Source organism: Spirosoma migulaei (genome assembly GCF_054776855.1).
Window position 1 is genome coordinate 516,669 of sequence record NZ_BAAHBG010000010.1, and the last position, 13,279, is coordinate 529,947.

Here is a 13,279-nt window from a genome sequence, read left to right on the forward strand (position 1 = left end):
GCTCCGTTATCTTTGTTAGACCTATGCGTTTAAAAGATAAACTTCCCCTTAGCTATCTTCTGTTCACAACCCGGGGCCGTATTCATCGGGCAACGTACTGGCTGGTCTCGATATTCATCTGGAGTACATTTTACGTGCTTCATACCGTTTTACACGATTTCGTTGGTGAAGGCGCAACGTACGTTCTCTATCCGCTTCTACTTGGATCATTACTTGCTACTGCTAACAAACGATTACACGACACGAACCATTCGGGCTATTGGCTACTGGCCATCCTGGTTCCGGTATTGGGGCCGCTCTGGCTCATTTATTTATTGGGCTTCAAACGGGGCGATAAGCATCAGAACCCGTTTGGCACTGTACCCGATGAAGCTGCCGATTATTTCAAAAACGATAACGGACAACCGGTTCCGCACAGCGCTCCTGAACGAATCATCAATGATGTAACTCAGTTGAACCCAGTTGTGGTAGCCGATGTGTTCCGCCCAAAGTCAGTAGCTGAATTACAGGAGCGGCTTCGCAGCAGTTCAGGACCTATTTCTGTAGGTGGCGGTCGGTTCAGCATGGGTGGGCAAACGGCCAGTCCGGGTAGTCTCCACATCGACATGCGGGAGTTGAATCAGGTGATCCAGTTCTCGAAAGACGAGCGCCGAATTAACGTTCAGGCCGGAATTCGCTGGTGCGACATTCAGCGATTTGTTGACGCCCACGACCTCAGTATCAAGATCATGCAGACCTACGCCAATTTTACGGTTGGTGGCGCACTCAGCGTAAACTGTCATGGGCGTTACATGGGACACGGGCCGCTAATCTTATCCGTTCGTGCTATTGAGCTTGTGCTGGCCGATGGATCGCTGGTTCGGGCTAGTTGTACCGAAAATCCGGATATGTTTTTCGGTGCCATCGGAGGGTATAATGGTCTGGGTATTATCGTCTCGGCAGAACTGGATCTGGAAGAGAATCTGGCTGTTCGGCGGGAATACCATAAGCTATCCCGGTCGGATTATCGCACTTATTTTGCCGATACCATCCGCGACAATCCCGAAGCGGTTTTCCACAACGGCGATATGTACCCGCCTGCGTACACAAATATGCGGGCTGTTACCTGGGTAAAAACAAGGGAGCAGCCAACCGTTAAAACCCGGCTCATGCCACTTCGGGAATCGTATCCGCTGGAACGGTATTTTATGTGGGCATTTACCGAAACGGCGGCTGGTAAATGGCGTCGGGAGCATATCGTAGATCCGCTGCTTTACCGCTCTACTCCCATTCACTGGCGCAACTACGAAGCGGGCTACGACGTGGCTGAACTCGAACCGCGCTCCCGCATCAACCGAACCTATGTGTTGCAGGAGTATTTCGTACCTGTTCGCCACTTCGACGATTTCGCGGTAAAGATGAGCGAGATTTTCAACCGCTATCAGGTCAATGTGCTCAACGTGTCGGTCCGGCACGCCCTGCCTGATTCGGGCTCCTATCTGGCCTGGGCACGCGAAGAAGTCTTTGCGTTTGTGGTGTATTACAAACAACGAACGAATGCCGTGGCCAAAAACGCCGTGGCTATCTGGACTCGTGAACTGATCGACGCGGCTCTATCTGTTGGAGGAGCGTACTATTTGCCTTATCAGGCGCATGCTACATCGGATCAGTTTCATCGGGCCTATCCTAATGCGAGAAAGCTATTTGCCTTAAAGAAAAACCTGGACCCGGATTTCCGGTTTCATAATGTGTTTTGGGATACGTATTATCAACCAGAGGGGGCTTTAACACAGAGATACAGAGGAAAAACAGAGTAGCACGGAGATTTCTATTGTCCTCTGTGTATCTCTGTCCTTCCTCCGTTCTCTCTGTGTTTCACCTTTTTTAATCAACAACTCATGGCTACTTCCGAATTTCATGCCGTTTTCGACCAGACGAAACCACGCGATGCATTTTATCGCTTCCTGCAAGTTGTTTTTCACCTCTACCCCGAAGATAAATTTCACCATCTGATTGGGGAAGTGACGAAAACCCAAACGTCGGACGAAACCATTTACAAAACCATTCAGAATCGTCTGCCCAGCATTAAGCCGTTTCTGTCGGAATTGACGTATGCGTTGCCTGCCCTTAAAGTTCAGAAGAAGGAAATGACCCGGCAAATGCTGGAGTTACTCCCCAAAGGTGCACAGGTGAATGGCTATGCAGAAATTGGCTCACCAGGCCGGTACATTAGCGATTTGCGAAAACACTTGCCGATTAGTGGGCCTATTTATCTGATCAACGATATAGCACCAACGTTCAGTCCCGCCGATATTATGGAACGCGGTCAGTTAACCAAGCTGGGTACCTTTGTAGAGTCGCATAATTTTGATCCCATCCCTCCCAGCGCCATCCCCGACGAAAGCGTTGATCTGGTGACTTGTCTGATAGGATTGCACCACACCCGGCCCGAAAAGCTAACCGATTTTATTGCCTCAATCCGGCGAATTTTGCGTCCCGGCGGCTGGTTCATTCTGCGCGACCACGACGTAAAAACGCCCGATATGGCTACGTTTGTATCGCTGGTACACACGGTCTTTAACCTAGGACTGAATATTACCTGGGAAGTCGACAAGGAAGATTACAAGGACTTCAAACCTATTGACGAGTGGAGTAAACTGATCACCAAAGTTGGCTTTACAGATGCCGGGAAGCGATTGTTGCAGGCCAATGATCCTTCCGATAATACAATGGCCCTATTCACGAAAAGTTGAGAAGCGTGGGTGGAAACCCGCGTAGCTGCCTCCTCGGTCTGTGTCCTCACCATAGCCGTCAGGTTTTAACCCGGTGAATCAAAAATCAACTAGTCTACATGAAACTACTTCACCTCCTCGCTCTGCTAACTCTTTTCAGTTGTTCAGACAAGGACAAAGCCCAGCAAACCAACGTAGCGCGCTCCACAAAAACGACAACCGACACCATGGAGCCACCCGTAGCTTTATCCGACGACAAGCCTATTTCCACAAAAGCTGCCCCTGCGGGTGCCGCTACCTGGACTTATGAGAAGGCAACCGATAAAGAAGGGCATTCCGTCTATAAAGCGTCGATTACTTCACCTAAACTACTTGAATTTGGCTTTCCTTACGCGGGTGGCTCAATCGCTACCCTGACGATTCGGAAGCGGGAAAGTGGTACGCATGTGTATATACAGGTGTCCAAAGGGCAGTTTAACCGAAGTTTTCAGGAAGGCAAAGCCCATGTCCGTTTCGATGAAAACCCCGCTATCACGTACTCGTTTTCAGCCGCCGAAAACGGAAGCGCGAACATCATATTTTTTGATTCCGACCAGGCATTGATTAATAAGATGAAAGCAGCCCGAAACATGACTGTCGACGTAGATTTTGCGGGACAGGGTAAGCGGCAAATCGAGTTCCAGACGGCTGGCCTGGTTTGGAATCATTAACAAATCGTCATTTGATGGTCATTCTTTGTCATTGATCGTCATTGACTGATAAAGCAACAACTGACAATAAATGACCATCAACGACTATGCTTAGGCTCCCGGTTCTGACAATCATCATGGTTGTACTTGCTGTTTTCCTGTTCTTCCGGAAAGGACGGCAAGCACTGACAATACCCGCCGGAAAAGGCTGCGTGGTGCCCAACGAATGGCTGGTCAGCAACCCGCATCCGGTTACACCAGTTGAACACATCCGGCCTGCCGATCAGACGTTCCTGACCTATCCCGAATGGTTTCTGGTACATAGCCCCGCCGAAATAGCCGATTATGCCCATGTGCGTACCACCACGACTTTCCCGTACATGAGCCATGTCAGGCAGCTCTGGCAGAGCTACGGTGTTGTGTATGATCAGATAAAGGAGAGTTTTGCCTTCAACACCGGTTACCACATCATGATCTGGGTCATCGGTGTGAGCACGACTGTTGAGTATACCTTGAAGGCGCTTTATGAAACGGTTATTGGTCGGCTTACCAATCCGGCTAATGGAGCCGTCGTCACCGACGAAGACAACTTTAACGCCCAATTTTCACAGGATTACGTCGACTTTATCCGCGTATTGCCCTGGTACGAATTCGACTTTACATCCCGCATTCCCAGGCTATTCAGCGGTACATCGTTTTGGGGGCCACACTTCATCCGCAAATGCGAACGCAAGTATCTATTGCTGACCGAATTACTGGTAAAAGCGGGTTACGGCTACCTCATCAAACTCGGCACCAAAGCCTCCTATGAGGAAGCCCTGCTAACCACCGCCGTTATTGTAGACAAGGTTCCCCCTGCCCCAAGCCCCGTGCCCCCTGCCAAAACCTACCCCGATGGCTCGGCCTTATTGCTGCTGCCCCGGTATGAAGCGTTTCATCCGGCGGTGTCGGCATTGGTCAGTCAGGGTGTAACGTTTCGCGAGATAGCCGGGAATAATTCGGCCATTTTACTAACGGTACTCGCTCCCGAAACCTGGCAACCTGTCTCCCCTAACCTGCAATTGGTATTCACGCAACCGATTGTTACCAAACCTGGCCTGAAGCGGGTCGCGCTGGTAACGACAGTGGGCTCATTAAATAAAACCATCCGGTATGTGAACGAGCAGCAGGTGAAGATCGAACACGTGTATGATTATTAATAAACTTTTAGATCGCACCTAGTCACTAAATCAAGTATACCCTATTTTTGATTTTTTGTATACTTTACAACTAACTCATGCCCAAGCTGATTGAATATTTCGGTCTTATATTTTATTTCTATAGCAACGAACATTTACCTGTTCATGTGCACGTAAGCCATGCTGAATAGGAAACCATTTTTGAATTGTTCTTTGATTAACCGATGTCCAGCTACGAAAGCCCGATGGGGTAGAAATGCTGCCAGCTAAGGATCAGAAGGAAGCGTTAAAAGTAGTTGAGCGATACGCGGATGAAATTGCCCAGAAATGGCTTGATTTTTTTGTCCTGAAAAAGAAGCCCAAAATTCGCAAGATTACCAAGAGATTATGAGGACACTTACAATTACCCAGGCAGACTACATCGATCAATATCAGGTACGGCTATCATTTTCGGATGGAACAGCGCAGGTGGTTGACTTTGGACCATTTTTAACAAATCACCCTCATCCCAACATAACAAGTATCGCCAATTGAGCAAATTCAAACAGTTTCGCCTTGAACGCGGCAACATCGTTTGGGGGAAGGACTGGGATTTAATTTCCCCTATTTCGCAGTTACACCAGGTCTATATAGCTCCCCCTTTATATTGATACCTTATCATTTAACAACCTTTTAATTAACCGACCTGGCCTGTGTTCGTTATTGATACCAAACAGGTGTAAACCTTGTATCAATTTAATTCAACACAGTTATGAAACGGTTATTTTTAGGTGCCGCATTGATGCTAGCCGCCAGCCTGACTCAGGCACAAAACGTTACGATAGACAGCGAAATCAGACCCAATACTGACTTTAGTCACTTTAAAAGTTACGCCTGGGCTACGCAACCCGATACCAAACAAGAATATGCCAGGAACAGTCCGGTCATCAAAAAACAGATACGGGATGCCATTGGCAATGCGATGGACGGTCGGGGCTATACGTTGGCTCGTCAGTCGCCCGATCTGATTGTCAATGTCCGCGTGTTCGACCAGCCCACAACGATCAAGGGATACACAGGTTCAGACACCGATAATGTCACTCCTGGTGCAGTCCAGAGTCTAGGAAAAGAAAAGGACATTAATATTCAGGCGGGCACCATTCTGGTCAATCTCGTCGACACCAAAACCGACCAATCGGTCTGGCAGGGGCTGGCTTCAGGGCTAACATCGACAAACGGGCTGGATCGTCAGGAAGGCAAAATCCGGGAAGCCGTCAACCTGATTTTCAACCAATATCCCTACCGGGCTGATAAGTTTTAGTTTGCCTGTAGCAATAGTAAGAGCGCGCCATTCGGGAGAGTGGCGCGCTTTTTCTATTACTGTAATTGATGTAAGCTATCGTCTGAGTTTGCTCACCAGATTGTTTCTAGAAAAGTAGATGATCGAATAAGGGGGTCGTTCTTAATGAGCGGACTGTTTAACCACTTGGCAGTTCCCGCAATCAGCCGGTCGTGTAATTCGGGAATGTCCGTAATTTGGAAAGTAGATTCTATAATTTCAATCGTTAACGGCTGCAACTGATACGTTGGATATTGAGCTGTGTGTTGTTTCAAATCGGCCAGTGATACGTTAATACGGCCTTTCTCAACTAAATAACTGACCTCCATTGCCACAATAGCGGGGATGGCTATAGTGCATAGTCCAACATCTGCTGACTGAAAAATTTGTTTTACCAACGATGGTAACCGACGTTTATCCAGATAGGCAACAATCGCCATCGTATCACTTACATACTGATTCGTTCTTTGGGAAACTGCTGGTCAAATCGTTCAAATTCATCGTCCAGATGCTGACGTTCACGAGCATCCAGCAAACTCAACTCCTGCCGAATACCCTCCACATCATACGGTTTCTGCTCCATAGCCTTACGCCGAACGAACACAACAAAATCAGCCACCTCGCTCAGATACGCTTCGGGTAGCCCTTTAATACCTTCGTTTATAAGCTGCTCTAAATCAACAGAAATGTTCATGGTTGTTTATATTAGCTGTCGGCAAGATAACGAAATTTCCACTTGCTTTGTGCGGATCGGCCATTAGCCTGTTTCGGTAAAAAGTTTCGGGTCTAACGTCTACAAACAGACTGGATTGTCAGAAAGGCAAAGTCCGGGAAGCCGTCAACCTGATTTTCAACCAATATCCCTACCGGGCCGATAAGTTTTAAGTGTGTAGTAAGGGCGCGTCATTCGGGAGAGTGACGCGCTTTTGCTGTTTATACTATCCTGATTAAGATTGGTCAAACCGAGAGGGCATCGTATCAGAGTATTATTATTTGAGTAAATATAACATTGCATCGACAGGATTGTCGAACTCCTCTTTTTGCCGTATTTTTATCGGCTTACAAGCCAATTACCAGAATACAATCTCATGAAAAAACAATTCCTCACAATTATCTTACTAACGCCCATGCTCGCGGTTGCCCAACCGAAAGCAAAGAAAGCCGTAACTCCCGCCGTCGACCCAGACAAGAAAACCATCATTACCAACCTGGATAGTCGATTTCAGGAGTACGCCGGTATCTCGAAGCAGATCTGGAATTTCGCCGAACTGGGTTATCAGGAAGAGAAGAGTTCGGCCCTGCTGGAAGAGCAACTAAAGAAAGAAGGCTTCGACGTGCAAACGGGCGTGGCCGGTATTCCCACCGCCTTTGTAGCCACTTATGGATCAGGCAAACCCGTTATCGGGATTCTGGGTGAGTATGATGCCCTACCTGGTCTGGCTACCGAAGCCAAGCCCGAATTTACCCCAATCGCGGGTCAGAAAGGTGGCCACGGTTGCGGACACAATCTCTTCGGTACGGCGTCGATGGCAGCTGCGGTACAGGTGAAAGACTGGCTCAAAAAATCAGGGCACGCCGGAACGATCAAAATTTATGGTTGCCCCGCCGAAGAAGGCGGTTCGGCCAAGGTATATATGGTTCGTGAAGGGCTATTTAAGGATGTGGACGTTGTTTTGCACTGGCACCCCGGCGCTCAGAATGCCGCCGATGCGGGAACATCGTTAGCCAACAAAAACGCAAAGTTCCGCTTTAAGGGGATCGCTGCTCACGCGGCTGCCTCGCCCGAACGGGGTCGGTCGGCGCTGGACGGCGTTGAAGCGATGGACTATATGGTCAACATGATGCGTGAGCACATTCCATCCGATACCCGTATTCACTACGTCATCACCAAAGGGGGCGAAGCACCAAACGTAGTTCCCGCCAATGCCGAAGTGTATTACTACGTTCGGAACAAAGATCGGGCGGTGGTACAAAGCGTCTGGAAACGGATTGAAAATGCAGCCGAAGGTGCTGCTAAAGGAACCGGAACGCAGGTAACCTGGGAAGTTCTGGGGGGGGTGTATGATATCTTGCCCAACGTAACCCTGGCCGAGGTGATGCACCAGAATCTGCAAACGGTTGGCGGGGTGAACTATACGCCCGAAGAAACAGCCTTCGCTAAAAAAATCAGCGAGACCTTCGGTGAGCAGAAAGTGCCCATCGAAAATGCGGCCAAAGTGAAAGATTTCCGCGATGCCTCCGAAAGCGCAACCAGCGGTGGCTCTACCGACGTGGGCGATGTAAGCTGGGCTGTACCCACCGTTGGTCTGTCGACGGCAACCTGGGTACCGGGTTCATCGGCCCATAGCTGGCAATCGACAGCCGCCAGTGGTATGACTATTGGGCAGAAAGGCATGATCGTAGCCGCCAAAACACTGGCCATGACTGCCCTGGATCTGTACAAAACGCCAACGCTCATCGAGAAAGCGCGAGAAGAATGGGTAAAGAAAATTGGCCCCGACTTCAAATACGAGGCACTGCTCGGCGATCGGAAACCAGCATTGGATTACCGGAAATAGCCTCAATACCTCTAAATCCCCTGAAGGGGGACTCTGTCTACCAGTGAGCAAAGTCCCCTTCAGGGCAGAGCTCAGAGCTGTTAAGTTTTACCCCCACCCCCCCGAAGGGGGCTTAATTCTCCCTTGGACGGATCCCCCTTCAGGGGGGTGGGGGTCGGAGCGGTCAATCAAGAAGCCTCCTTTTAATGAGAACTTAACAGGCCTGACCTTCAGGGAATTTAGAGATAGAAACTAGTTCACGCTTGATAGGAACTCAGCAATTTTACTTAATACTACGTCCAAGTTCCACATAACTTCTTCATTTCGAAAACGAATCACTGTAATACCAAATTCGTTGAGAACAGAAGTTCGGTTTAGATCGTATTCCTGCTGATCAATAGAATTATGTACGTCTCCATCAAGTTCAATAACTAATTTGGCAGCGTGACAATAAAAATCGGCGATGAAATATGAAAGAGGATGTTGCGCTTTAAAACGAAATCCTTTTAGCTTATTTGCTCGCAAACCCTCCCAAAGTTGGAGCTCAGCAGGCGTCATTGCTTCCCGTAGTTTTTTAGCATTCTCAAAGAGTTGGGGCGAAGCCCCATAAAACATGTCAGTGACCATTTATATTCAATTGTTACACGCACAGGATTATCTATACGTAGTTGCCTATAATTGGTCACTTTTGGTCCTTAAAAACCCCTAAATCCCCTGAAGGGGACTTTGCTCACTGGTAGACAAAGTCCCCTTCAGGGGATTTAGGGGTTTAAAGCCTGAGCTTTTAGCTGATTTTTAAAGATAAGAAGCAATTGTATGTTATAGAGATTACCTTGCCCTTTGCGGTCGGAGTCCGTACCTTTGCGGCAAGTTCGCAATGAGCGGATTAGTGAATGAGCGAATAACACTTGCGCCAGCTATTCACTCATTCGCTCATTCACTAATTCGCTCATTAAACATGCTCCGAACGCACACTTGCGGGGAACTCCGCCTTTCTAACGATAATCAAACGGCTACACTGGCTGGCTGGGTGCAGACCATCCGCGATAAAGGCGGTGTTCTGTGGATCGACCTCCGCGACCGCTATGGTATTACGCAGCTTCTGCTCGAAGATGGTCAGACTGCGCCTGAACTGTTCACCATTGCCCGCTCCCTGGGCCGCGAATTTGTCCTGCAAGCTACCGGGACAGTTATTGAACGGAAATCCAAAAATCCGAATATCCCAACCGGCGAGGTTGAGCTGAAAGTAACGTCGCTGGAGGTATTGAACCCGGCCAAGTTGCCACCCTTCCTGATCGAAGATACCACCGACGGGGGCGACGATCTTCGCATGAAATACCGTTACCTTGACCTTCGCCGGAATCCCGTTCGGAAGAGCCTGGAACTGCGCCACCGCATGGCCCAGCAAACGCGGGTGTACATGGATGGCCAGGATTTCATTGAGGTAGAAACACCGGTTCTGATCAAATCGACACCCGAAGGCGCACGTGACTTTGTGGTACCCAGCCGCATGAATCCGGGCGAATTTTACGCACTGCCCCAATCACCCCAGACGTTCAAGCAACTGCTGATGGTATCGGGATTTGACCGGTATTATCAGATTGTGAAGTGCTTCCGCGATGAAGACCTTCGTGCCGACCGTCAGCCTGAGTTTACCCAAATCGATTGCGAGATGTCGTTTGTGGAGCAGGAAGATATTCTGAATATGTTCGAGGGGCTGGTACGGCATTTATTTAAAGCCGTGAAGGGCATCGATATGGCCACAGTACCCCGCATGACCTACGCCGATGCGATGAAGTTCTACGGCTCCGACAAGCCCGATACGCGTTTCGGTATGCAGTTCGTGGAACTTAAAGGCACCTTCGATACGGTCGATATGACCTCGGGCAAAGGTTTCGGCGTATTCGATTCAGCAGAATTGGTTGTCGGTATTAACGCCCCCGGTTGCGCGCACTATACCCGGAAGCAATTGGACGAACTGACCGATTGGATCAAGCGCCCGCAAATTGGTGCCAAAGGCCTGATTTATGTTCGCTATAATGAAGATGGAACGCTGAAATCCTCGGTCGATAAGTTCTATTCGGAAGCGGATTTGAAAGCATGGGCAGTTCATTTCGGTGCCAAACCGGGCGATTTGATGCTGATCATTTCGGGCGAATGCGCTAAAGCGCGTAAGCAACTCAATGAGCTACGCCTGGAAATGGGTACCCGTCTGGGCCTGCGTGATCCGAACGTATTCAGCACGCTGTGGGTACTCGACTTCCCCTTACTCGAGTATGGCGAAGAAGAGCAACGCTGGTTTGCGATGCACCACCCCTTCACCTCACCCAAGCCCGAAGACATTCCGCTCTTAGATAGCGATTTAGGATCGGTACGGGCGAATGCCTACGACTTGGTTATCAACGGTACTGAAGTTGGCGGTGGTTCAATCCGGATTTTCAACCGCGATTTGCAGGCCCGGATGTTCAGCATTCTGGGTTTCTCGGACGAAGAAGCCAAAGCGCAGTTTGGGTTCCTGATGGATGCCTTCGAGTTTGGCGCGCCCCCGCACGGTGGTATCGCGTTCGGCTTCGACCGGCTGTGTTCGCTCTTCGGTGGTGCCGATTCCATCCGCGATTTCATTGCCTTCCCGAAAAACAACTCCGGTCGCGATGTCATGATCGATTCACCTTCGGTCATCAGCCAGGCGCAATTGAACGAATTAAAAATCGCGACGGTAGCGAAGTAAAGGGGTTTATTAACCACAGAGGCACAGAGATCACGGAGTTTTATGCTCTGTGATCTCTGTGCCTCTGTGGTTAAATCTATTTGATATGAGATTACTCAAGCTCCCACTTGCTCACCCACGGGTCGTGAGTTTGTTGCTGGAATCGCTTCAACTTGACCTGCATTCGGGTCAATACGTCCCGATACCGCGGGTTACTGGCCAGATTGTGGATCTCGTCAGGGTCGGTTTCAAGGTCATATAGTTCAAAGCGCGGGCGGTGCAGGTAAGCGTCTACCGTTCGTTTGCCATATAGCTTTTGCTTTGTTTTAAGGATGTCCTGCCAGGTAAACGAGTTATACAGATCAAGGGCCATTGGGTACGGCAATGCGTGGGCGATGTTGAAAATTAATTTATAGCGTCGTTCGCGCACGACCCGCATCGGGTAATACATGGTGATCTCATGCAGCGAGTGTGATGCGTAGACTTCATCCCAACCAGCCACGCCTTCCTGCTCAATAATAGTCTTAAACGAACGGCCCTGTTTCGGTGCTTTGCCCGTTTCAACTCCGGCAAAGTCCAGGAGCGTTGGCGTTATATCGACCCACGAAATCATGGCATTCTGCACAAAGCCGGGCTTTTTCGGCTTTGGTAGTTTCACGATCAAGGGCAGGTGCATGCCCGGCTCATACAGATTTGTTTTCGAACCGGGAAATGGAGCGCCATTGTCTGACAGGTAAACAATCAGCGTATTGTCGTACTGGCCCGTATCTTTCAGGTACGCAATCAAACGACCAACACCCTGATCCAACCGGCTGACGGCCTCGTAATACTGCGCCAGTTCGGCCCGGCTGGCTTTGGTATCCGATATATACGACGGCACCCGAACGTCACGGGGCTGGTAAAAATGGTCGCCTACCTGCGGATACCCACCAGGTTTGTTTCCAAACAGATTCGGTTTCGAGCCATCGAAAATAGGTGTTCCATCAGGAGCCACGGTATTGCTACGGTGCGGATCATCGGTCGCGAAATACAGAAAGAACGGGCGGTCTGACTTTTCCTCCAGAAACGAATAGCATTTACGGGCCATCTCTACCGGACTTCGTCCAATTGACGCCGGGTCATTGACGCCACCGGCCCCAAGTACGTGCTGGAAATGATAAACTTGCTCAGGCGCTACGTGTAATTTTCCAATGCGTGCGGTTCGGTACCCCGCCTGCTCCAACAACACGGGCAGCGACCGCACCGTATCGAACGAACTGAAATGATGCACCTGATGCTCCAGTCCATACATACCATTGGCATGATTATGGAGGCCCGTCAGCAACACCGACCGGCTGGGGCTACAACTAGCCGTAGTACAGAAAGCATTCGAAAATCGGACTCCATCGGCTGCTAATTGGTCAATGTTCGGTGTCCGGATGGTTGGTTTGGGAGCTCCCTTTTCTTCGTAACAGCCAAGAGCTTCTCGGCCGTGATCATCGGAAACGATCAGCACAATATTCGGGCGACTATCAGCTTGTTTTTTATTCCCTTTCGATTCCAGCCCATAAGCATCGTGTTGACGCGCAGGCTCGTTTAGTAGCTGCGAAAGCAGCGAAAGCGCAAGTAGAGAACCCGTTACCCAAGAGCCAAACGTATAATTCATAATAGCTAGGGGAATTCGGTCTCAATACTAGTGTTTTCGGAGCATCTTAGCTAGCTCATGTCCATGAACTCTAGTCAAATCTGCGCAGAACAGACACCGATTATGGTTCAATATCCACCAAAATACACCAGGTGTCAGCCTAGTTGATGGTGTGTTGAGTACCGATCTGGGTACCATTCCCGCAAATAGCACCAATATCATTAACTTCCAAGCCACCCTACTAAAAGCGGTGTTTTCTCCCAGTTGTGTACATCATATTGAAACTTGGTCTACCCGATGCTTTTCTATCTAACCTGGCAAACTTCAACAAATTAGAGCGCCAATCCCGCAGGAACTATGTCTTAACAGAGATACAATCTATATGATAATTATTATAAAATTATGTTTAATAATTATATTTTTAGTCTATTAATAAATCTTAGAACTTAATTAGATACTTACAATTATACTGAATTAGCATGATTTTTGCTTAAGTAAAGTAATTAAAAAAGTAC

14 protein-coding genes are annotated in these 13,279 nt (G+C 49.0%); 10 read left to right on the forward strand and 4 right to left on the reverse strand.

Going from position 1 to position 13,279, the window contains the following annotated elements:
* Window positions 1-23 precede the first annotated feature (23 nt).
* The 8 genes from ACYVGO_RS12725 to ACYVGO_RS12760 all read left to right on the forward strand — a co-directional run bounded on the left by ACYVGO_RS12725 (window position 24) and on the right by ACYVGO_RS12760 (window position 5,878).
* The gene (locus tag ACYVGO_RS12725) at window positions 24-1,796 is read left to right on the forward strand and encodes an FAD-binding protein (protein WP_460969590.1); all 1,773 of its coding nucleotides are present in this window, start codon (window positions 24-26) and stop codon (window positions 1,794-1,796) included.
* An 81-nt stretch (window positions 1,797-1,877) separates the two neighbouring features.
* A complete protein-coding gene (locus ACYVGO_RS12730) occupies window positions 1,878-2,732 on the forward strand; it encodes a class I SAM-dependent methyltransferase (protein WP_460969591.1) in 855 nt (284 codons plus the stop codon).
* 98 nt (window positions 2,733-2,830) lie between these two features.
* A complete protein-coding gene (locus ACYVGO_RS12735) occupies window positions 2,831-3,421 on the forward strand; it encodes a hypothetical protein (RefSeq protein ID WP_460969592.1) in 591 nt (196 codons plus the stop codon).
* Between the two features lie 86 nt (window positions 3,422-3,507).
* Complete coding sequence (locus tag ACYVGO_RS12740) at window positions 3,508-4,599, forward strand: hypothetical protein (RefSeq protein WP_460969593.1); 1,092 nt, start codon at window positions 3,508-3,510, stop codon at window positions 4,597-4,599.
* Window positions 4,600-4,676: 77 nt separating this feature from the next.
* On the forward strand, window positions 4,677-4,769 hold the full coding sequence (locus tag ACYVGO_RS12745; protein ID WP_460969594.1) for a DUF4160 domain-containing protein: 93 nt from the start codon (window positions 4,677-4,679) through the stop codon (window positions 4,767-4,769).
* A gap of 65 nt (window positions 4,770-4,834) precedes the next feature.
* A complete protein-coding gene (locus tag ACYVGO_RS12750; RefSeq protein ID WP_460969595.1) occupies window positions 4,835-4,969 on the forward strand; it encodes a hypothetical protein in 135 nt (44 codons plus the stop codon).
* Entirely contained in the window at window positions 4,966-5,112 is a 147-nt protein-coding gene (locus ACYVGO_RS12755) for a DUF2442 domain-containing protein (protein WP_460969596.1), read from the forward strand. The genes ACYVGO_RS12750 and ACYVGO_RS12755 overlap by 4 nt, the downstream gene beginning before the upstream one ends.
* 217 nt (window positions 5,113-5,329) lie before the next feature.
* Complete coding sequence (locus tag ACYVGO_RS12760; protein ID WP_460969597.1) at window positions 5,330-5,878, forward strand: DUF4136 domain-containing protein; 549 nt, start codon at window positions 5,330-5,332, stop codon at window positions 5,876-5,878.
* A gap of 92 nt (window positions 5,879-5,970) precedes the next feature.
* Here the strand turns inward: ACYVGO_RS12760 and ACYVGO_RS12765 are convergent, their stop codons facing one another.
* Complete coding sequence (locus tag ACYVGO_RS12765; protein ID WP_460969598.1) at window positions 5,971-6,336, reverse strand: hypothetical protein; 366 nt, start codon at window positions 6,334-6,336, stop codon at window positions 5,971-5,973.
* Between the two features lie 8 nt (window positions 6,337-6,344).
* Window positions 6,345-6,590, reverse strand: coding sequence for a hypothetical protein (locus ACYVGO_RS12770; protein ID WP_460969599.1), 246 nt, complete (start codon window positions 6,588-6,590; stop codon window positions 6,345-6,347).
* 394 nt (window positions 6,591-6,984) lie between these two features.
* On the opposite strand from ACYVGO_RS12770, the gene ACYVGO_RS12775 reads away from it, so the two are divergent.
* Window positions 6,985-8,454, forward strand: coding sequence for an amidohydrolase (locus ACYVGO_RS12775; protein ID WP_460969600.1), 1,470 nt, complete (start codon window positions 6,985-6,987; stop codon window positions 8,452-8,454).
* Between the two features lie 231 nt (window positions 8,455-8,685).
* Here ACYVGO_RS12775 and ACYVGO_RS12780 read toward each other — a convergent pair whose 3' ends face one another.
* Window positions 8,686-9,060: an endonuclease domain-containing protein gene (locus tag ACYVGO_RS12780; RefSeq protein WP_460969601.1), complete on the reverse strand. Its 375-nt coding sequence runs from the start codon at window positions 9,058-9,060 to the stop codon at window positions 8,686-8,688.
* A 331-nt stretch (window positions 9,061-9,391) separates the two neighbouring features.
* On the opposite strand from ACYVGO_RS12780, the gene aspS reads away from it, so the two are divergent.
* Window positions 9,392-11,161 carry an aspartate--tRNA ligase gene (gene aspS, locus ACYVGO_RS12785; protein WP_460969602.1) on the forward strand — a complete coding sequence of 590 codons (1,770 nt, stop codon included), beginning with the start codon at window positions 9,392-9,394 and terminating at the stop codon, window positions 11,159-11,161.
* Between the two features lie 91 nt (window positions 11,162-11,252).
* Here the strand turns inward: aspS and ACYVGO_RS12790 are convergent, their stop codons facing one another.
* Window positions 11,253-12,785, reverse strand: a complete 1,533-nt coding sequence (locus ACYVGO_RS12790; RefSeq protein WP_460969603.1) for a sulfatase family protein — start codon at window positions 12,783-12,785, stop codon at window positions 11,253-11,255.
* Window positions 12,786-13,279: the final 494 nt, after the last annotated feature.

Excerpts from the sequence above, each read along its gene's own strand:
- ACYVGO_RS12725 (WP_460969590.1), top strand. The coding sequence starts at position 24 with ATGCGTTTAAAAGATAAACTTCCCCTTAGCTATCTTCTGTTCACAACC.
- ACYVGO_RS12730 (WP_460969591.1), top strand. The coding sequence starts at position 1,878 with ATGGCTACTTCCGAATTTCATGCCGTTTTCGACCAGACGAAACCACGC.
- ACYVGO_RS12735 (WP_460969592.1), top strand. The coding sequence starts at position 2,831 with ATGAAACTACTTCACCTCCTCGCTCTGCTAACTCTTTTCAGTTGTTCA.
- ACYVGO_RS12740 (WP_460969593.1), top strand. The coding sequence starts at position 3,508 with ATGCTTAGGCTCCCGGTTCTGACAATCATCATGGTTGTACTTGCTGTT.
- ACYVGO_RS12745 (WP_460969594.1), top strand. The coding sequence starts at position 4,677 with ATGCCCAAGCTGATTGAATATTTCGGTCTTATATTTTATTTCTATAGC.
- ACYVGO_RS12750 (WP_460969595.1), top strand. The coding sequence starts at position 4,835 with ATGCTGCCAGCTAAGGATCAGAAGGAAGCGTTAAAAGTAGTTGAGCGA.
- ACYVGO_RS12755 (WP_460969596.1), top strand. The coding sequence starts at position 4,966 with ATGAGGACACTTACAATTACCCAGGCAGACTACATCGATCAATATCAG.
- ACYVGO_RS12760 (WP_460969597.1), top strand. The coding sequence starts at position 5,330 with ATGAAACGGTTATTTTTAGGTGCCGCATTGATGCTAGCCGCCAGCCTG.
- ACYVGO_RS12765 (WP_460969598.1), bottom strand. The coding sequence starts at position 6,336 with ATGGCGATTGTTGCCTATCTGGATAAACGTCGGTTACCATCGTTGGTA.
- ACYVGO_RS12770 (WP_460969599.1), bottom strand. The coding sequence starts at position 6,590 with ATGAACATTTCTGTTGATTTAGAGCAGCTTATAAACGAAGGTATTAAA.
- ACYVGO_RS12775 (WP_460969600.1), top strand. The coding sequence starts at position 6,985 with ATGAAAAAACAATTCCTCACAATTATCTTACTAACGCCCATGCTCGCG.
- ACYVGO_RS12780 (WP_460969601.1), bottom strand. The coding sequence starts at position 9,060 with ATGGTCACTGACATGTTTTATGGGGCTTCGCCCCAACTCTTTGAGAAT.
- aspS (WP_460969602.1), top strand. The coding sequence starts at position 9,392 with ATGCTCCGAACGCACACTTGCGGGGAACTCCGCCTTTCTAACGATAAT.
- ACYVGO_RS12790 (WP_460969603.1), bottom strand. The coding sequence starts at position 12,785 with ATGAATTATACGTTTGGCTCTTGGGTAACGGGTTCTCTACTTGCGCTT.